Consider the following 18,966-nt stretch of genomic DNA (forward strand, 5'->3'; position numbering starts at 1 on the left):
GGTGGTCGACGACATCGAGGCCAACGTCCGTCTGCTCGAGGCCAAGCTGACCGCCGAGTACTACGAGGTGCTGGTGGCCTATGACGGCCCGACGGCGCTCGCCATCGCCGCGGCCGAGAAGCCCGACATCGTGCTGCTGGACGTCATGATGCCCGGCATGGACGGGTTCCAGGTCTGCCGCCGGCTGAAGGACGATCCTGAGACCCGCCACGTGCCCGTGGTGCTGGTGACGGCCCTCGACGGCCGCGCCGACCGTATCGCGGGCCTGGAGGCCGGGGCCGACGAATTCCTCACCAAGCCCATCGACGACGTGATGCTGTTCGCTCGGGTGCGCAGCCTGACCCGGCTGAAGATGGTGATCGACGAGCTCCGCGACCGGGAGGCCTCGGGCCGTCGCATGGGCGTGATCGCCGGCGCCTCTTCGCGCCTGGGCGGCACGGGCGGCCGGGTGCTGATCGTCGACGACCACGAACGCCAGGCCCAGCGGGTGGCCGCCGAACTGGCCATCGAGCATCGCCCAGTGATCGAGACCACGCCTGAAAAGGCCATGATCACGGCCAAGGGGCCGGTCGATCTGATCATCATCAACGCGACGGCTAGGTCCTTCGACGGCCTGCGCTTCGCCGCGCAACTCCGGTCGGACGAGGCGACCCGTCACCTGCCGATCCTGGCGGTGGTGGATTTCGACGAACGCTCGCGCCTGGTGAAGGCCCTGGAGATCGGCGTCAACGACGTGCTCTCCAAGCCCATCGATCCCCAGGAACTGGCCGCCCGTGCGCGGACCCAGATCCGTCGCAAGCGATACACCGACTATCTGCGCGATAACCTCGACCATTCCCTTGAACTGGCGGTCACCGACCAACTCACCGGCCTGCACAATCGCCGCTACATGGTGGGGCAGTTGGAGGCCCTGGTGAAGCGCGCGACGCTGGGCGGCGACGCCGTCGCCTGCCTGCTGATCGACATCGACCACTTCAAGAAGATCAATGACGGCTACGGCCACGACGTGGGCGACGAGGTGCTGCGCGAGTTCGCCGTTCGCCTGGCCTCCAATGTGCGCGCGATCGACCTGCCGTGCCGCTACGGCGGCGAGGAGTTCGTGGTGGTCATGCCAGACACCAAGCTGGAAGACGCCGAGCGGATCGCCGAGCGCATCCGTCTGCACGTGGCCGGTTCGCCGTTCCGCGTCATGGGCGGCTCGGAGCTTTTGACCGTGACCATCTCCATCGGGGTCGCCGCAACCTTAGGGGCCGAAGACAAGCCCGAGACCCTGCTCAAGCGCGCCGACGAAGCGGTCTACGAGGCCAAGGCCTCAGGCCGAAATAAGGTCATCTCGCGGGCGGCCTAGGTCTGCGCCGTCTTCACCAGCCAAGCTGACGTCACGCGGCTCTCGGCGGCCAACCAGGCGCGAAAGCGTTGTATGTGGCGGCGTGACTCCGACTCTCGGCGATAGCGCGCCACAAATCCATGGGCGCTCCAGCGTCCGGCGAGGGTGGGATAGGGCAGTCCGATCCGGCCCGCCTCGAGCTGATCGGCCAGCAGCGCCAGACCGCAGAGCGTAAGCCCCGCATTTGCGCCGACGGCATCCAGTGCGGCGGTGATGCGCCGGAAGCGCATGCCCCGTTCAGGCGCGCTGCGCGTCACGCCGTGAGTCGCCACCCACTCCGGCCAGGACAGGCCGGCGGGATCGTCCTTGTAGAAGTCCAGGTGGACAAGCGGAAAGCCCTCCAGCCGGTGGTGTGCGTCGACCTTGCCGGTCCGGGCCACGTTCACTGGCGAGCCGATCGGCAGCACATAGTCCCGGAACAACAGGTCGGCGAGCGTGTCGTCGACCTCCGGTCCATAGGTGATCTCGCAGTCCACGCGGCCCAGCCGCATGGGCGCGTCGCCCTCGCCGTTGATGCAGAAGCGGATGTTCGGGTGTTCGGTGTGGAAACGCTCCAGCCGCGGCGCCAGCCACAACTCCACGAAATCGGAGGCCGCGGCGATGTGGATCTCATGGCCGCGCTGCAGCTCCAGTTCCCGGGCCGCCGTTTCAATCTCGCTGAACCCGAGCCGCAGATGCTCCAGCGCCGAGTCCGCGCCGGGCGCCGCTCGAATGCCCGAACGCCCGCGCACCAACAGTTCGACGCCCAGATAGTCCTCCAGCGCTTTCACCCGCTGACCGACCGCTGCTGGCGTGATGCCCAGGTCTTCGGCCGCCAGGGTGAAGGATCCTCGGCGCACAGCCAGTTCAAGGGCTTGCAGGGAGCGAAGATAGCTGGGCGCGACCATGCCTCATCATAAGCTTAGGCTTTAGTGAGCACTAGATTGTTTAGATTGCGGCGTTATCCGGCGCCGGTCACACTGCCAATCAATCCAAGGGTACTTGCGAGGCGGCGCCATGGGCCAACTCAAACGCTACCTGGTGGAGCGCGAGATGCCCGGCGTCGGCGGAATGTCGATCGTCGAGCTGTGCGGGGCAGCTCGCGCGTCCAACCAGGCCATCGACAAGATGGGTCGGATCATCCAGTGGCAGCACAGCTATGTCTCGGGTGATCGGACCTTCTGCATCTACCTCGCGGACGGCGAGGACGCGATCCGCGCCCACGCCGAACTGAGCGGCTTCCCGGTGACCTGCATCACCGAGATTTCGCAAATCATCGATCCAACCACCGCCAACAACTGAGCGGCAGCTTCCCGTCATGGCTTTCGCCCTGCGGGGCGGCGGCCGCGCGAGGAGAATTCCTATGACTATTCAAGGCCTAAACTACGAAAAACTGCTGCAGATCTCGAAGCGCGTGAACTGGCGCATCGAGGACATCATCGGCCACGACAAGCCGATGGACTTCAGCCGACCCTTCCTGCCGGAGAGCTTCGCCCGGACCCAGAAACTCGACTTCCTCAATCCTGCGGAGCGACTGAAACTCAATCAGATCCGCGCCTTCGGCTACCTGTCGATGTTCGAGCTGGTGGAACGCTGCATCCTGCCGGTCATCGAGGAACTCGCGCCGTCGCGGCCGGGTCAGGACCCGCACCGGACGCCGGCCCTGGCCCAGTTCGCGGCGGAGGAAGCCAAGCACATCGAGCTCTTCGTGCGCTTCCGCAGCGCCTTCGCCGACGGCTTCGACGTCGACTGCGGCTTCATCGGCCCGGCGGAAGACATCGGCGCGGCGATCCGCAATCATGGTCCGCTGGGCGTCGCCATGTTCGTGCTCGGCATCGAGCTGGCCACGCAGCGCCACTATCTCGACAGCGCCCAGGATGACGAGGGGCTCGACCGGCAGTTCCGCAGTCTGCTGAAGCACCACTGGATGGAGGAGTGTCAGCACGCCAAGCTGGACGCCATGGTCTTCTTTGAGTTAGCCGCCAAGGCGACGCCCGCTGAAATCGACCAGGCCTTCGAGGACTTCCTGGACATCGGAGGCTTCATCGATGGCGGCCTCGGCCAGCAGACCGCGCTCGACCTTGCGTCGCTTCAGATGGCGATCGGCCGCACCCTGACCGACGCCGAACGCCAACGGTTCAGCCAGGTTCAACACCAGGCGATGCGCTGGACCTTCCTTGGCTCAGCCCTGAAGAACGAGGCCTTCCTTGAGGCCCTGGAGCAGGTGAGCCCGCGGGGGCGCGCCCGCATCGAGGAAGTCGCGCCCGCCTTCTGCTAGGCGAGCGACACGGGGACCCGGCGGACTCTCGCCGGGTCCTTCCGTTTGGGCTCAGAAGCCGGCCGTATTGGTAGGCAGCCCCAGATAAAGCCGCCCCACCGTCTCCAGGATGTTCGGCGAGACCATGAAGTGCTGGGTCGCCACATGGATGTCGCGGAACTGGCGCTGCAGCGGCGAGGCCGCGTAGATCGAGGACCCGCCGGCCAGGGTGTACATGGCGTCGACCACCGCCGTGGACTCGCTGACCGCGTGATTGACCGCCAGGCGCATGTCGCGGCTGAGCGCCAGCGGGACTGGCTCGGGCGATTGGGCGGCGTCCCAGGCCGCATCGATCGTCTGGTAGAAAAAGGCGCGAGCGGCGCGCAGGCGGGCCTCGGCGCGGGCGATCTCCATCTGGGTGTGCGCGCGCTCGGCCAGCGGCGCGGACGATCCGCCCCGACGCTTCTCGCCGACCACTCGGGTCGCCTCGTCCAACGCGCCACGGGCGATGCCCAGCGCCACCCCGCCGATACCCTGGGCCAGGGGCGAGAAGGACGGGAACCGATAGAGCGGCCGGTCGGGCAGGGCCTTCACCTGCACGCCGGCGGCATGGCGCTCGGGCACGAACACATCGTCGACCTCGAAGGCCGTGCTGCCGGTGCCGCTCAGCCCCGCCACGTGCCAGGTGTCGAGGGACTTCACCTGGTCGGCCCGGAAGAAGAGCATGTGGTTGCGGGGCAGGCCTGCGGAGTTCTTCAGGGTTTCGCCGTCCTCGACCAGTACACAGCCGCCGCCGATCCAGTCGGCGTTGGGCGAGCCCGAACCCCAGTCCCAGCGGCCGGTGACCCGAAACCCGTCCTCGACCCGCGTGGCGACGCCGTTGGCGGCGAACACCCCGGTGGCTAGGCTGTCGGGACGGGCCATGATCTCGCACACCGCCGCGTTCGTCATGCGGCCGAAGGCGAGCGTCGTGGTCGCAGCGATGAAGGCGACCCAGCCGCAGGCCGCATCCCCCTGCGCTAGGGCCTCATAGACCTCGGCGGCGGTGCGGGGCGAGACCTCGAGGCCGTCGCAGTCGGTGGTGACGAACATGCGGTAGAAGCCGGCGTCGCCCATGGCCTTGTGAATGTCGCGAGGGATCCGCCGCGCCGCCTCGATCTCCGCCCCTCGCGGAGCGACCTGGGCGGCGATCCGGCGTGCATGGGCGATCAGGTCTTGCTCGACGGTCATCCCGCGCCTTCCAATTGGGTGGCTTTCAAATCAGGACGTTTCGGAGAAGGTGTCAACGCTGGGCGTTGCGCTCTATCGCTTTCCGTAGATCGTCTGGGTCAGCATCATCCGGGGCCGCGAGCTGACGTTCGGCGTGAAGGCATGCAGCATCAGCGGGTGCATGACGACGATGTCGCCAGGCTCGCCCGTCATTTCGCGAACTTGAACCTCCACGCCTTCCACGATCGCGGTGTCACTCATGAACCGCTGCCGGTCTTCGGGCGCGCCGTTGGTCCACAAGGCGGCGAACCAGGTATGGGCGACCAGTCGCGCGCGTACTTGCGATGAGCTGAGCTTGGCGCCCGGCGGTTCCGCCGCCGCCAGGGCGCGGACCAGCTGATGAGACCCCGCCACATAGGCCGTTCCGCCCCCACGCGGCGCCAAGGGCTGCAGGAACGTGAAGACGCGCGCCACGGCTGGATCGGAGGCGCTTGCCTGGATGTCCAGGTGCCATTCCGAATGGGGCAGATTCCAGGGCGGCGGGGAAGGGAAGGTCACAAGGGGCTGGCCCCAGTGGCGCGGTTCCTCCCACGGCCGGTCTCCCAGCACCTGGTCGATGGCGTCGCGGACAATCGGGTTCGCCAATGCCGCGAAGGCGCCTGTCTTGATCAGAGGCTGGAAACTGAACACCCGATGGACCGCCCAGGTGGCTGGGTCGCTACGCTTGAGATCGTACCGCCGCTCGAGATCGGCCCACAACCGGTTGCGCATGGCCGCTATGTCGCTCGCCGTCACGGCTTGGCGCACGGTGACGACGCCCTCGTTGGCGAAGACCTCGATCTGCTCGGGTGAGAGGGCGCGGGTTGGGTTCATAGGACTGCTTTAGGAAGCGCGCGCATGAACTGAAACGAAAAACGCCCGGTCGCGAGACCGGGCGTTTTCACAGACGGCAGATCGAGGCGCAGAGCCTACTTGATCTTGCCTTCCTTGAATTCCACGTGCTTGCGGACCACGGGGTCATACTTCTTCATGACCAGCTTGTCGGTCTTGGTGCGGGCGTTCTTCTTGGTGACGTAGAAGTAGCCGGTGTCCGCCGACGAATTCAGGCGGATCTTGATGGAGGCGGGCTTCGCCATGGTCGGTCCTCGCGGGGCCGGGGGCGCCGGCAGGTGTTCGAAAGAGCCGCGGACAATACGAATCCCGAACCCAAAGTCAATCTCGCGTTCGCAGGTGCGGGATTTCGCGCCGGCGTGGCGGCCCGGTCGCCACCCTTGATGTGATCTCAGCTCTCAGACCAGCGTCGTAATGGTCGTTTGTCGTCCGCCGGGCGCGACCGCAAGCTCAGGGCCTCAAACGGAAAGCCCGCCAATGTCCGCCATCGACGCCGCACCGCGCCAAATCGCCCAGAAGTCATCGTTCGACGATGTCGCGCAAATCTACGCGGCCGTCCGCCCAGGCTATCCCGCGGCCCTCTACGACGACCTGTCCGGCCTGGATGCCCTTAACCCCCGCACACGGGTCCTGGAGGTTGGCTGCGGCGGCGGACAGGCGACGAGCGACCTGGCCGCCCGGGCGGGGCGGGTGGTCGCGCTAGATCCCGGCGCTCGGCTAATCGAGGAGGCCCGCCGGCGGGTCTCCGGCCCCAATGTCGAGTTCGTCGTCTCACGGTTCGAGGACTACGCACCCGACCCCGGCGGCTTCGACCTGGTGGCCAGCGCCCAGGCCTGGCACTGGGTCCCCCGACAGTTGGCCTTCCCCAAGGCCGCCGAGGCCTTGTCGCCTGGCGGCTGGCTGGCGGTGTTCGGCCATGTGCCCCTGGCGGTCCCGGCGCCGTTCGAGGCGCCGTTCAAGGCCGCCTTCGACCGGTATGCGCCGGGTGTGTGGGGTGCGCCGCCCTCGCAGGCGGCCTATCTGCCGAGCGGCCCCATCGTCGGCACCTTCGCCTGGTCGGCCCTGTTCGGACCGGTCATGCACCGCAGCTATCCTTGGACCTGGAGCCTCAACCCGGAAACCCTGGGCGCCTATCTGCGTACCGACTCCAGCTACCACTTCCTGCCCGATGCAGAGCGCTTCGCCTTGTTCGACGCCCTGTCGGACGCCGTGGCGACGGGCGGCGGCGTGCTTCCCGCAGCCTGGGAAACCCACCTCTATCTGGCCTGCAGGCTCTAGGCGAACATCGCCGCCAGGGCCGGGGAGATGATCTCGCGAAGGCCGGCCTGATCCTCGACCAGCATGAACGCGGCGAGACCGTGCGTCTGCGCGAACCGGGCGCCGTCGTCAGGTCCCAGCACGCCGAGCACCGTGCATAGCGCGTCGGCGTCCATGCAACTTGGCGCGATCACGCTGACCGAGCGGACGCCGTTGTCCGCCGGTCGGCCCGTTCGGAGATCAAGGATGTGGGCGTGGCGCCGACCGTCGTGCTCCACCACGCGCCGATAGTCGCCGGAGGTGGCGATGGCCGACCCATGCAGCGCCGCCAGGATCGCTCCGCCCGGTAGAGCCAGCCCCGGCGGCGCGGCGATCTGCGCCCACCAGGGCTCGCCGTTCGCCTTGACCCCTTCGCCGCGGAGTTCCCCGCCGATCTCGACCAGATGATTGGGCAGTCCAAGACGCCTCAGCACGGCGGAGACTTCATCGACCCCGAAGCCCTTGGCGATCCCCGAAAGGTCCAACGACATCTCGCCCGGCTGCAAGACCCGGCTACCGTCCATCGCCAGATAGTCCCAGCCGCAATCTTCGAGAGCGGTGGCGATTGCGGCGTCGGATGGCGGGGCAAGAACCGCGCCCGGCGGTCCGAAGCCCCACAGGTCAACAAGTCGACCGATGGTAGGATCGAAGGCGCCGTCGCTCAGTCGCGCCCAGTGCAGGGCGCGCGCAAGCACGTGTGCGAAGGCCGGCGGCAGGTCCATCCATGCGCCCGGCGCAGCGCCGTTGAAGCGGCTGATGTCGGAGGCGGGCTCCCACGGGCTCATCTGGGCGACCACGGCGTTCAGGGCGGCTTGCACCGCGTCCTGGGCGGCGACCAGGTCGAGCCCGGCGGGCGCCAGGGCCTTCACCGTCCAGTCTACCCCCATCGTCGGCCCGCCGAACTCGACCATCGTCCCGCCGCGCCGCGGCGACCGGGAGATGACCAGCGGGACGGCGACGCGGTTGCCGCTCAAGGCCGTTAGTCCGGCAGGACTTCAAGCGTGGTCACGTACGAGGCGCTGCGCTCGGCGTTGGCGATGGTTGACTTGCCGCCGCGGACGGTGGCCTCAAGCCAGTACATGCCTGCGCCGGGCCATTTCGCGGTGAAAGCGCCCTGGGCGTCGGTGGTCAGCTTCATCTCGCCCGTGGCGGCGCGGTAGCGGTTGCCGCCCGGCACGACCTCGACCTCAACGCCGGCGGCGGGTTTGCCATCCAGCAGCAGCTTGAACTGCGCGGGCTCGCTGACAACCAGGTCGTTGGGATGGGTGACGAAGTCGACCTCAAGTCCCTTGCCCGTGAGCTTCAGCACCTCCTTGGTGGGGGCGCCGCGGGTGGCGAAGATTTCCAGACGCCGCGAGCTCTCGGTGAGCTTCACCTCGGTGGCCTCCTTGGGGATGGCCGTGGCGGCTTCGGCGGCCGCGCCGCGCCAGCGCTTCTGCTCGCCGTTCAGCTTGTACGACGCCATCAGGCCGTCGCTGGCCGAGCCGATTTTGTAGGTGCCGGGCTTGTCGAGCTGCACGTCGAAGGTGCTGCGGTACTTGCCGGTGGAGCCGTTCTTGATCTCGCCCTTGGCCCCATCCGGAGCCGTCACGGTCAGACTGTCGAGCCGCATCGGGTTGTGATCGAAATAGAAGAGCTCGTTGGAGACCGCCGCGTCGACTGTGATCCACGGATCGTTCCCCGACAGGACGGTCGATGACGGCAGCAGCCACTGGCGGTGGGCGCTGGCGGCGGCGGGGATCGCCAGGACGGCGACGGCGGAGAGGACGGCGAGGGCGCCGTGACGGACGGAGATCATTGGAGAGATCCTTCTGGGGTTCACGGCTTGACGGTGACGCTGAGCGCGCCGAGTTCGGTTTCGCCCTTGGCGGAGGCGGACGCCCTGGCCTTGGGCGGCCACTGGAACGGCGTGCGCAGCACCTCGACGCCGCCGACCTCGCGCGCAGCCTCGACCACCAGGTTGTATTGGCCGGCGGGTAGGGTTCCCAGGGGCGAGGCGCCGGCCCTGAACACCACCTGGTGCTTGCCCGGCGCGCGGGTCGCGGCGCTGACGCCGTCGGCCGGCAGGGTCAGGTCGCGCCCGGCGCGGCGCCACCATTGGCGCATGTCCTTCAGCCACTTCTGGCCTTCCTGGTTCTTCAGCTTGACGTCGTACCAGACCGCCAGGGTCTTCACGGCGACCTTGTCGGGGGTTTCCACCCAGACAGAGACGTAGGGCCGGTGATACTCGGCCACGCTCAACTGAGGGATTTCCAGGCTTAGCGTCAGGTCCGCCGCCAGGGCGGGTGTCGCCATCAGGCCGGTGAGCGCGGCGGTGTAGACGGGCAGGCGCATGAAGGCTCCGGTCAATGGATGAACAGCAGGGCGAGGACCATGGGGACGAGCAGGCCCAGGCCGACCAGCGGCCAGGTGAGCTTGCGCGCGTGGGAGTGGAGCTGCATCAGGATCAGACCGGTGATGCAGAACACCACGCAGCCGACCGCGAAGATGTCGAGGAACAGGCTCCAGACCGGCCCTGAATTGCGGCCCTTATGCAGGTCGTTGAGATAGGCGATCCAGCCGCGGCTGGTGGTCTCATGCAGCACCTCGCCGGTGCCGGCGTCGAAGGTGACCCAGCCGTCGCCACCAGGGCGGGGCAGGGCCACATACGCTTCCTCGTCGGACCACTCGATGGCGGCGGCCTTGGGCGCCTTGGCGCCGATCTCCTTCGCCAGCCAGACGCGGATAGGGTCGGGCAGGGTCGACTTCGCGGCCTGGGCGGACTTAGCCGCGGCGATCAGGTCGGCGGGAAGCTGGCCTTCGATCTCGACGGTCTTGGGCTTGGCCTCGATGTCGCCGGCGTGGTTAAGCGTGATGCCGGTGATCGCGAACATCAGCGTGCCGACCAGGCAGATGGCGGCGCTGATCCAGTGCCACTGGACCATCTGACGCAACAGCCCGGCTCGACGCTGCGCCGCGCGCTTGGCGCGCGCCTTATCCTCGTCGATGGCTGGTTTGGCGCCCACGAGTTCGGAAGCCGACAAAATCCATTTCCTCGCGCACGCCGATAATGGCTCGCACTAGCAATTGGACTGGCGCAGCGCAAGCTTGTTGCGAATAATTCGCAGCTAACAGGCGCCCGAGGACCACTTCACAAGCTGGCTCAAAGGTGGCTGAACTTGGTCTTGCCGCTGCCGAACCGCATGAAGGGCCGCGGCCGGTCGGGGTCGGCCATTCGGCTGACCGCCTCGCCGATCATCGTCCGGGTGACCGCGGGCAGGGGCAGGGCGATGGCCTCGTCGAAGTCCACCCAGGCGATCTCTTCCAGCTCTCCGCAATCGGGCTCGCGGTCCAGGCTGATCAGCCGCTCGGCGTCGGCCATCAGGAACCAGGTGTCGAACCGCTTGGCCAGCATCGGCGGGGTGATGGCGCGCGCGACGATGTCCAGGCCCTCCAGGTCCGGCGCCGCGCCGTGGGCGGCGAATTCACGCCAGGGGCCGGCCAACGGTCGGACCGGGACCTTCTTGGCCAGCAGGAGGCCCGCCTCCTCGAAGGTCTCGCGGATGGCGGCGAGCGCCAGGGCCCGTCCGCGGCTCATGGGGATGTGGGCCTCGAACCGCGCTGCGACGTCGGGCTTCAGGTCCGTGGCGAAGGGTGCGCGGAAGTCGCTGCGGTCGATTCGACCGCCTGGAAAGACCCAGAGGTTGGGCATGAAGTCATGGCCGCTGTTGCGCTTGCCCATCAAGACCTGGGGCTTCTTGCGGTCGCGGCGGACAATGATCAGGGTCGCGGCGTTGCGGGGTTTTACGGCGCGCTGTCCCTCGGCGCGCAGGCGTCCTTCCGGACGCCGGACTGGTTCGGCTTGGCTCATGAAACAATTGTATGAGGCGAGTCGTGCGCTGGGAACGGCGCCCTTAGGTCAACTTGGCGCGGCGGATCGGAGCGAGGCCTGTGGCGTTGATGCCCAGCTTGATAGGAGGTGGCATGATCGCGCGGCTGAAGTCCCTGGCGAGACGGCTGGAGGCACGTACCCTGGCGGTGTGGATCGCCGTGGCGGGCGCACCTTGGGTGTTTCTGGCCGTGGCCGACGAGGTGGGCGAGGGCGACACCGCGAGCCTGGATCGTCGGCTGCTGCTGGCGATGCGCGCGGCTCACGATCCCTCCGACCCCCTTGGCCCCCGCTGGCTTGAGGAGTCGATGCGCGATATCACCGCCTTGGGCGGCTTCACCCTGCTGACCATCACGGCGGTGGTCGCGGTCCTCCTGCTGGTGTTCCACGACCGCCGACGCGCGGCGCTGATCCTCGGATCCACGGTCGTGCTGGCCCAGATCTCCAGCGAATTGCTTAAAGCAGTCTACGACCGGCCTCGACCGTCGCTCGTCGCCCACGGCAGCATCGTCTACTCGCAGAGCTTCCCCAGCGGTCACTCGACCCTCGCGGCGGCGACTTTCTTCACCCTGGCCGCGGTGGTCGCGAGCGCCGAGACCAAGAAGCAGACGAAGGCCCTGATCTTCGTCCTGGCCATCCTGTTCGTGGTGATGGTTGGGATCAGCCGAGTCTATTTGGGCGTCCACTGGCCCACCGATGTCCTTGGCGGGTGGGCTCTGGGCGCGAGCTGGGCCCTGGTGGCCTGGGTAGTGCTGGGCCTGACCAAGCCGCGCCGGGGCGCCTAGCGCTTCGCCTTGCCCCCGGCCTTGCGTTTGACTCCCTTGGGCAGACCGCTCTTGCCCGCCCCGCCGCCGCGCTTGGGACCGGAGAACTGTCGGTCGCGCATCCCCAGACGAGGGCGCGGCGCGTTGGGGTCGGCGGGCGCGGGCTCGCTCAGCATGTCGAACAGTAGACCGCCGGTGACCGGCGTGGCCTCGCGCAGTCGCACCTCGACGCTCATGCCCAGCGGCCAGCGCGCGCCGGTCCGCTCGCCGACCAGGGCGTGGCTGCGATCGTCGTGGACGAAATATTCTCCGCCCAGGGTCGAGACCGGCACCAGGCCGTCTGCGCCGGTCTCATCGAGGCGGATGAAGAGGCCGAAGCGGGTGACGCCGGTGATCCGGCCGGGGAAGGTCGCCCCCACGCGGTCGGAGAGAAAGGCCGCCACATAGCGGTCGGTGGCGTCGCGCTCGGCGGCCATGGCCCGGCGTTCGGCGAAGGTGATCCGCTCGGCGGTGTCCTTCATCTGAGTGATATCGCGGTCGGTCAGGCCGTCGGAGCCCAGGCCCAGGGCCTTGATCAGCCCCCGATGCACGATCAGGTCGGCATAGCGGCGGATCGGGGAGGTGAAGTGGGCGTAGCGGTCCAGGTTCAGCCCGAAATGGCCGATGTTCTCGGTGGCGTATATGGCCTGCATCTGAGTGCGCAGCACCACCTCGTTGACGATCTGGGCGTGTGGCCCCTCGCGGGTGTCGGCCAGCAGCTTATTGAACCGGTCGGTGCGCGGCGCCTCGCCCTTGCTCCAGTTGATTTCCAGGGTCTGCAGGAATTCCGAGAGCGACTGGACCTTCTCCTGACTGGGGGTGTCGTGGATCCGGTAGATCAGCGGGGTCTTCTTCTGCTCCAGGCTCTCGGCGGCCGAGACGTTGGCCTGGACCATCATCTCCTCGATGAGCTTGTGAGCCTCCAGCGAGGGCCGCGCGGTGATCGAGGTGATCTCGCCCTCGGCGCTGATGACGATCTTTCGCTCCGAGCTCTCGATGGCCAGCGGCGAGCGGGCGAGGCGGCCCTTCAGCATCGTGTGATAGGCGGCCCACAGGGGCTTCAGGACGGGCTCCAGCAGCGGGTTGGTCTGATCGTCCGGGAAGCCGTCGATGGCGCGCTGGGCCTGCTCATAGGACAGCTTGGCGGCCGAGCGCATCAGGCCGCGCATGAACTTGTGGCTGCGCTTGCGGCCATCGCGGCCGAACACCATCCGCACGGCCAGGCAGGCGCGGTTCTCGCCCTGGCGCAGCGAGCAGAGGCCGGCCGACAGCCGCTCGGGCAGCATGGGTTCGACCCGGTCGGGGAAATAGACGCTGTTGCCCTTATCGTGGGCTTCCGTGTCCAGGGCCGAGCCCGGCCGGACATAGGCGGCGACGTCGGCGATGGCGACCCAGACTATCCAGCCGCCTTCATTGGACGGATCGGTGTCGGGCTCGGCATAGACCGCGTCGTCGTGGTCGCGGGCGTCCGGCGGGTCAATGGTCAGGAGCGGAACGGCGCGGAGATCCTCACGGCCGGTTAGGGTCGGCGGCTGGGCGGCCTCTGCCTCGGCTTCGGCGGCCTGGGTGAATCCTGTGGGGATGCCGTGCGAGTGGATGGCGATGAGGGAGGCTGCGCGCGGCTGGTCGACCCGGCCGACCACCTCCAGCACCTTGCCGCGCTTGGGGCCATAGCGGCCATCGGCGCCGCTGACCTGGGCCAGGACCAGGTCGCCGTCGCTGAGGTTTTCCGCCTCGGCGGGTACGAGCAGCAGGCTCTCCTTGGACTTGCGGTCGACCGGCTCGACGCGGACCTGGCGGTTGGCCTTGCGGATCACGCCCAGGATGCGGTGGGCGCTCTGGCCCAGGCGCTTGATCATGCGCGCCTCGGTCTCGCCGGTTTCCAGGGTCTCGAAGCGGACCAATAGCCGGTCCCCCAGGCCCGGCGCCCCGCCGACCGCCTCCCGACGATCGGGCGCCAGGCGTACGGTGGGGGCGTCCTCACCCTTGGTCAGCCGGACCATCAGCTCACCGTCGGCGTCCTTCTCGACCACGTCGACCACGCCGACGGGGGGCAGGGCGCCGCTCTCGGCGAAGGCCTTGCGACCGCGCTTGCCCAGGGCGCCGGACTCTTCCAGTTCTTTCAGCATGTCTCGCAGGGCGCGGCGGTCATTGCCCTTCAGGCCGAACGCCTTGGCGATGTCGGCCTTGCCGGTCTCGCGGGCCTCGCGGACGAACTGCAGCAGGGTGTCACGATCCGGCAGACCCTGGGCGGGCTTGCTGGGTCCCTTGGGGGCGAACCTGGCGGACTTCGGCGTGCGGATCTTGGGCATACTGCTTTGTAGCGCAGGAATCGCCTCGAGGTGGCCGCGAATTGCTCCGCCCTAGGGCCGGCTCAGTCGTCGTCCCACGGGGGAGCATCCCCGCCCGCAGGCGCGGGTTCCTTGGCTTTGGTCGCCTTCGCCGTCGGAGCTTTCTTCTTGGCGGTCGGTTTCTTCGCCGCCGTCTTCTTGGCGGGAGCCTTTTCCGCCTTGGGCTTTGCCGCGGCCTTGGCGCGGACGGGCTTCTCCTTGCCGCCGCCCTTGGCTTCGCGTTCGGCCAGCAGGAGCACGGCTTCCTCCAGCGTGACGTCGGAGGGCTCCTTGCCCTTGGGCACGTTGGCGTTGGTGGAGCCATGCTTCACGTAAGGACCATAGCGGCCCGACATGATCTTCACCGGCGCGCCGTCGGCTGGGTGGGCGCCCAGCTCCTTCAGCGCCGCGGTCTCACCGCGCCCGCGGCCGCCGCCGCCGGCCCGCTTCTCGGCCAGCAGGGTCACCGCGCGGTTGATGCCCACCTCGAACACCTCGTCGACCCCCGGCAGGTTTGCGTAGGTGCCGCTGTGGAGGACGAAGGGGCCGAAGCGGCCGATGCCGGCGGTGATCATGGCGCCGTCCTCGGGGTGCGCCCCGACCTCGCGCGGCAGGCGCAGCAGGCGCAAACCCTTGTCCAGATCCATGGCCGCGGCGGACCAGCCCTTGGGCAGGCTGGAGCGTTTCGGCTTGTCGCCCTCGCCCAGCTGGACGTAGGGACCAAAGCGTCCGGACTTGAGGAACACCATCTCGCCGGTGACGGGGTCGACACCCAGCTCGCGGTCGCCGCTGTCGGCGGCCTTGTCGTCGTCCGACTGGGCGATCTGGCGGGTGAAGCGGCACTCCGGATAGTTGGAGCAGCCGATGAAGGCTCCGAACTTGCCCGTCTTCAGCGACAGGCGGCCGGTGCCGCAGGTTGGGCACCCACGCGGATCGGAGCCGTCGGCCTTCTCCGGGAAGATGTGCGGGCCGAGCGCCTCGTTCAGAGCGTCCAGAACGTGCGTGACGCGAAGCTCGGCGATCTCGCCCACGGCGGCGTGGAAGTCTGTCCAGAACTCCCGCAGCAGGGCCTTCCAGTCCAGTTCGCCGGCCGAGACCAAGTCCAGCTTCTCTTCCAGGGCAGCGGTGAAGTCATACTCCACGTAGCGGGCGAAGAACTGTTCCAGGAAGGCGGTGACCAGCCGTCCCTTGTCCTCGGGAATGAAGCGGTTCTTGTCCATGCGGACGTATTCGCGGTCGCGCAGCACGGTCAGGACCGAGGCGTAGGTCGAGGGCCGGCCGATGCCGAGCTCCTCCATCTTCTTCACCAGGCTGGCTTCGGAATAGCGCGGCGGCGGTTCGGTGAAGTGCTGGTCGGCGCGGGCGACCAGCACCTTGGCGTCGGCGCCTTCGCGGACCTGGGGCAGACGACCGCTTTCTTCGTCATCCGCGTCGTCGCGGCCTTCCTCGTAGACAGCGAGATAGCCGTCGAACAGCACCACCTGGCCGGTGGCGCGCAGGCCGGTCTTCCCGTCGGCGCTCTCCAGGTCGATGCTGGTCCGCTCAATGCGGGCAGCTTCCATCTGCGAGGCGATCATCCGCTTCCAGATCAGCTCGTAGAGCCGACCGAGGTCGCTTTCCAGTCGCAGCGAGCCCGGATTGCGGGCCAGGGCGGTGGGACGGATGGCCTCATGGGCCTCCTGGGCGTTCTTGGCCTTGGTCTTGTAGATGCGGCCAGTCTCGGGAACGTATTCCTTGCCGTAGAGGCCGCCGATCACCTGGCGCGCCTCGTCGATGGCTTCCGGCGCCGTCTGGATGCCGTCGGTCCGCATGTAGGTGATGAGACCCACGGTCTCGCCGCCGATGTCGATGCCCTCGTAGAGCTTCTGGGCCGCCTGCATGGTGCGCTGCGCGGAGAAGCCGAGCTTGCGCGACGCCTCCTGCTGGAGGGTCGAGGTGGTGAAGGGCGGGGCGGGCGAGCGCCGGCCGGGCTTCTTCTCTACCGCCGAGATCTTGAAGGTCGCGGCCTTGACCGCGGCCTGGGCGGCGTGGGCCGAGGCCTCGTTCCCGAGGTCGAACTTGGTCAGTCGCTTGCCGTCGTGCTTGACCAGACGCGCCAGGAATGGATCGCTGCCTGAGGAGACGTCGGCGTCGACCGTCCAGTATTCCTGGGTCTTGAAGCGTTCGATCTCGATCTCGCGGTCGACCACGAGGCGCAGAGCCACCGATTGGACGCGGCCGGCCGAACGCGAGCCCGGCAGCTTGCGCCACAGCACCGGCGAGAGAGTGAAGCCCACGAGATAGTCCAAGGCGCGTCGGGCCAGGTAGGCGTCGACCAACTCCATGTCGATGTCGCGCGGGTTCTTCATCGCCTCGGTCACCGCCGACTTGGTGATGGCGTTGAAGACGACGCGCTCGACCTTGGCGTCCTTGAGGACCTTCTTCTTCCGAAGGACCTCCAGCACGTGCCAGGAAATTGCCTCGCCCTCGCGGTCGGGGTCGGTGGCCAGGATGATGCGCTCGGCGCCCTTTGCGGCCTCGGCGATGTCGCTGAGGCGCTTGGCGGACTTGGCATCCACGTCCCAAAGCATGGCGAAATCCTCGTCGGGTTTCACCGATCCATCCTTGGCGGGAAGGTCGCGGACGTGACCGTATGAGGCCAGCACGACGTAGCCGGCGCCGAGGTATTTATTGATGGTCTTTGCCTTGGCCGGGCTTTCGACGACGACGAGGTTCATGGGCGCTCTATATAGGCGTCCCGGGCGGAAGGCCCGAAATTCAAGGGCGCGAAAGGTGGGCGAGGCGCCCATACCCTGTCAACGGGTGCTCTGAAGTTCATGATATGCGCGCAATCATAAGCTGTGCCGCAACGAATGCGGGCATTTGCAACGCGAATCGGATACCGGCGTTTTGTATTGAGATGGAAATCTGGAATCGCAACGCGTCGCCGCAGGCCTCGGCCTCCTTCATCGAAGAGGTGCTGAAGCAGCTCGCCGAGTTGGCGGCGCTGAAGGGCTACCGTGGCTTGGCGACCACGTTGATGATGGCGGCGCTGGAGGCCGCCCGCGCCTCGGCGGGTCCTCCAGACCGAACGCCGGAGCACTAGCCCGTCGAGACCATCCCGCCGGCGCCCAGCTCCGCGCAGCCGGCCAGGGCAAGTTCCATGAGGGCGGCGAGGACAATGGCGGCCGGCGCGCCGGTGGCGCGGATCAGCTCGTCTCGCGATACCGGGGTGGGCGACAGCAGCCCCGCGACCCGTTCACGCACCTTGGCGACGTCGGCGTCCGGCGTCGCCGCCACGGCCGGCTCAAACGCGCGATCGGGCGCGCGGAAGCCGCCGAACCCTTCCAGGGCGCGCAGCACGTCCTCGACCCCTTCGCAGAGAGCCGCGCCCTGTCGAATGAGGTCGTTGGTCCCGCGCGCTCGGGGGTCCAAAGGCGAGCCCGGCACGGCCAGGACCTCGCGGCCCTGCTCGGCGGCGAGGCGCGCGGTGATCAGCGAGCCCGAGCGCAATTCCGCCTCGACCACCACCACGGCTTGCGACAGCCCCGAGATCAGCCGGTTGCGGCGGGGGAAGTCCTTGGCCGTGGCGGTGCGGCCGGGCGCACTTTCAGATACGACGCAGCCCTGTTCGACGATCCGGTCATAGAGATCGCGATGCTCGCGGGGATAGATGTCGTCGATCCCGCCGCCCAGGACGGCGACGGTCCCGGTGGGCAGCGATCCCTCATGCGCGGCGCCGTCTATGCCGCGCGCCATGCCGGAGATGACCACCAGGCCCGCCGCGCCCAGGTCCGAGGCCAGGCCACGCGCGAACCGCTGGCCGCCGGCGGAGGCGACGCGTGCGCCGACGATGGCGACGGCCGGGCGCGATAGCAGGCGGGGCTCGCCTCGCGCCCAGATCACGGGCGGCGGCGGGTCCAGGGCCGCCAGGGGCGCGGGAAAATCGGCCTCGCAGGCGCAGATCAGCCGCGCGCCCAGGGCCGCGCCGGCTTCCAGCTCGCGCTCGACCTCGGTGACGCTCGGAATGTCGAGGGCCGAGACCCGACCGCCGCGTCGGGCGAGATCGGGCAGGGCGGCCAGCACCAGCGAGGCCTCTCCATATCGGCCGATGAGATGCTGGAAGGTGACGGGCCCGACGTTCTCGGTGCGGGCAAGGCGTAGCCAGTCGCGCCGTCCGGCGTTGGTCAACGCTCGAATCACGCCGACTCTTTGTCCTTCTTGCCGCCGATCCGAGGCTCTTGGCCCTTAAGCAGCCGGGCGATGTTTTCCTTGTGGCGGACGAAGATCAGCACCGCCATGAACAGGGCCATGGCGGCGATGGCATAGGGGCGGTCGAAGACAAAGACCGCGTAGATGGGCGCCATGACGGCCGCGACCAGACCCGCCAAGGCCGAGATGCGGAACAGGAAGGCGACCAGGATCCAGGTGGCGCCGGCCGCGATTCCCACGGGCCAGGCCGCCGCCAGCAGGGTGCCGAAGAAGGTGGCCACGCCCTTGCCGCCCTTGAACTTCAGCCAGACTGGGAAGCAGTGGCCCAGGAAGGCCGCGCCGCCGGCCAGCGCCGTCAGCATCGCCTGAGCGTCTACGCCCTTGTCTCGCGTCGCTAGCCAGGCCAGCAGCACGGCGACCGCGCCCTTGCCCCCGTCGCCCAGCAAGGTCAGGGCCGCCAGGTCCTTGCGGCCGGTGCGCAGGACATTCGTCGCTCCGATATTGCCCGAGCCGATACTGCGGATATCCCCCTGGCCGCCCAGCTTGGTGGCGATCAGGCCGAAGGGGATGGAGCCCAGCAGGTAGCCGCCGACGATGGCGGCCGCGATCAGCGCGGGACTGAGTGACTCAGGCATTGGCGTTTCCTCGTCTTGGCCCAGTGGTAGCCGGGCCTAGGCCAGACGTCATCCCTCCAGCCCAAAGCTGAGCTTGGCGCAACGTCAGCGTGTTCGTCAATTGTTCTTGTCGCGACGCGA

19 protein-coding genes are annotated in these 18,966 nt (G+C 68.0%); 6 read left to right on the plus strand and 13 right to left on the minus strand.

The window, feature by feature from the left end; all coding sequences use genetic code 11:
- Window position 1: 1 nt before the first annotated feature.
- Window positions 2-1,348: a PleD family two-component system response regulator gene (locus tag RMO04_RS15665; RefSeq protein WP_309645704.1), complete on the plus strand. Its 1,347-nt coding sequence runs from the start codon at window positions 2-4 to the stop codon at window positions 1,346-1,348.
- Here the strand turns inward: RMO04_RS15665 and RMO04_RS15670 are convergent.
- Complete coding sequence (locus RMO04_RS15670; RefSeq protein ID WP_309645705.1) at window positions 1,345-2,274, minus strand: LysR substrate-binding domain-containing protein; 930 nt, start codon at window positions 2,272-2,274, stop codon at window positions 1,345-1,347. The two genes, RMO04_RS15665 and RMO04_RS15670, sit on opposite strands and share 4 nt — an antisense overlap.
- A gap of 109 nt (window positions 2,275-2,383) precedes the next feature.
- Between RMO04_RS15670 and RMO04_RS15675 the strand changes: the two genes are divergently transcribed.
- Window positions 2,384-2,668 carry a DUF4242 domain-containing protein gene (locus tag RMO04_RS15675; RefSeq protein WP_309645706.1) on the plus strand — a complete coding sequence of 95 codons (285 nt, stop codon included), beginning with the start codon at window positions 2,384-2,386 and terminating at the stop codon, window positions 2,666-2,668.
- Between the two features lie 61 nt (window positions 2,669-2,729).
- Entirely contained in the window at window positions 2,730-3,644 is a 915-nt protein-coding gene (locus tag RMO04_RS15680) for a hypothetical protein (protein ID WP_309645707.1), read from the plus strand.
- A gap of 51 nt (window positions 3,645-3,695) precedes the next feature.
- On the opposite strand, the gene RMO04_RS15685 is transcribed toward RMO04_RS15680, so the two are convergent.
- The 3 genes from RMO04_RS15685 to rpmG form a co-directional block, all read right to left on the minus strand.
- A complete protein-coding gene (locus RMO04_RS15685; protein ID WP_309645708.1) occupies window positions 3,696-4,853 on the minus strand; it encodes an acyl-CoA dehydrogenase family protein in 1,158 nt (385 codons plus the stop codon).
- A gap of 72 nt (window positions 4,854-4,925) precedes the next feature.
- Entirely contained in the window at window positions 4,926-5,705 is a 780-nt protein-coding gene (locus RMO04_RS15690; RefSeq protein WP_309645709.1) for a phytanoyl-CoA dioxygenase family protein, read from the minus strand.
- Window positions 5,706-5,800: 95 nt separating this feature from the next.
- Window positions 5,801-5,968 (minus strand): 50S ribosomal protein L33, encoded by a 168-nt coding sequence (rpmG, locus tag RMO04_RS15695; protein WP_254836926.1) that lies wholly within the window; start codon window positions 5,966-5,968, stop codon window positions 5,801-5,803.
- 232 nt (window positions 5,969-6,200) lie between these two features.
- Here rpmG and RMO04_RS15700 point away from each other — a divergent pair, with 232 nt between their 5' ends.
- Window positions 6,201-7,001 (plus strand): class I SAM-dependent methyltransferase, encoded by an 801-nt coding sequence (locus RMO04_RS15700; RefSeq protein WP_309645710.1) that lies wholly within the window; start codon window positions 6,201-6,203, stop codon window positions 6,999-7,001.
- Here RMO04_RS15700 and RMO04_RS15705 read toward each other — a convergent pair.
- The 5 genes from RMO04_RS15705 to RMO04_RS15725 all read right to left on the minus strand — a co-directional run bounded on the left by RMO04_RS15705 (window position 6,998) and on the right by RMO04_RS15725 (window position 10,869).
- The gene (locus RMO04_RS15705; protein WP_309645711.1) at window positions 6,998-7,993 is read right to left on the minus strand and encodes an FAD:protein FMN transferase; all 996 of its coding nucleotides are present in this window, start codon (window positions 7,991-7,993) and stop codon (window positions 6,998-7,000) included. The two genes, RMO04_RS15700 and RMO04_RS15705, sit on opposite strands and share 4 nt — an antisense overlap.
- A 5-nt stretch (window positions 7,994-7,998) precedes the next feature.
- Window positions 7,999-8,817, minus strand: a complete 819-nt coding sequence (locus RMO04_RS15710) for a DUF4198 domain-containing protein (protein WP_309645712.1) — start codon at window positions 8,815-8,817, stop codon at window positions 7,999-8,001.
- A gap of 20 nt (window positions 8,818-8,837) precedes the next feature.
- Window positions 8,838-9,353 (minus strand): DUF2271 domain-containing protein, encoded by a 516-nt coding sequence (locus tag RMO04_RS15715; RefSeq protein ID WP_309645713.1) that lies wholly within the window; start codon window positions 9,351-9,353, stop codon window positions 8,838-8,840.
- Window positions 9,354-9,364: 11 nt separating this feature from the next.
- Entirely contained in the window at window positions 9,365-10,042 is a 678-nt protein-coding gene (locus RMO04_RS15720; RefSeq protein WP_309645714.1) for a PepSY-associated TM helix domain-containing protein, read from the minus strand.
- A 119-nt stretch (window positions 10,043-10,161) separates the two neighbouring features.
- Window positions 10,162-10,869 carry an NUDIX hydrolase gene (locus RMO04_RS15725; RefSeq protein WP_309645715.1) on the minus strand — a complete coding sequence of 236 codons (708 nt, stop codon included), beginning with the start codon at window positions 10,867-10,869 and terminating at the stop codon, window positions 10,162-10,164.
- Window positions 10,870-10,982: 113 nt separating this feature from the next.
- Here RMO04_RS15725 and RMO04_RS15730 point away from each other — a divergent pair, with 113 nt between their 5' ends.
- Window positions 10,983-11,672, plus strand: coding sequence for a phosphatase PAP2 family protein (locus RMO04_RS15730; RefSeq protein WP_309645716.1), 690 nt, complete (start codon window positions 10,983-10,985; stop codon window positions 11,670-11,672).
- Here the strand turns inward: RMO04_RS15730 and rnr are convergent.
- Both rnr and topA read right to left on the minus strand, forming a co-directional pair.
- Window positions 11,669-14,002, minus strand: coding sequence for a ribonuclease R (gene rnr, locus RMO04_RS15735; RefSeq protein WP_309645717.1), 2,334 nt, complete (start codon window positions 14,000-14,002; stop codon window positions 11,669-11,671). The two genes, RMO04_RS15730 and rnr, sit on opposite strands and share 4 nt — an antisense overlap.
- A 62-nt stretch (window positions 14,003-14,064) precedes the next feature.
- On the minus strand, window positions 14,065-16,737 hold the full coding sequence (topA, locus tag RMO04_RS15740; RefSeq protein ID WP_309645718.1) for a type I DNA topoisomerase: 2,673 nt from the start codon (window positions 16,735-16,737) through the stop codon (window positions 14,065-14,067).
- Between the two features lie 182 nt (window positions 16,738-16,919).
- Here topA and RMO04_RS15745 point away from each other — a divergent pair, with 182 nt between their 5' ends.
- Window positions 16,920-17,105: a hypothetical protein gene (locus RMO04_RS15745; RefSeq protein ID WP_309645719.1), complete on the plus strand. Its 186-nt coding sequence runs from the start codon at window positions 16,920-16,922 to the stop codon at window positions 17,103-17,105.
- On the opposite strand, the gene dprA is transcribed toward RMO04_RS15745, so the two are convergent.
- On the minus strand, window positions 17,102-18,202 hold the full coding sequence (gene dprA, locus RMO04_RS15750; protein WP_309645720.1) for a DNA-processing protein DprA: 1,101 nt from the start codon (window positions 18,200-18,202) through the stop codon (window positions 17,102-17,104). The two genes, RMO04_RS15745 and dprA, sit on opposite strands and share 4 nt — an antisense overlap.
- Window positions 18,199-18,846, minus strand: coding sequence for a glycerol-3-phosphate 1-O-acyltransferase PlsY (gene plsY, locus RMO04_RS15755; protein WP_309645721.1), 648 nt, complete (start codon window positions 18,844-18,846; stop codon window positions 18,199-18,201). Before plsY ends, dprA begins: the two co-directional genes overlap by 4 nt.
- Between the last annotated feature and the right edge of the window lie 120 nt (window positions 18,847-18,966).

Source organism: Phenylobacterium sp. (assembly GCF_031412415.1).
Taxonomy (GTDB): domain Bacteria; phylum Pseudomonadota; class Alphaproteobacteria; order Caulobacterales; family Caulobacteraceae; genus Phenylobacterium.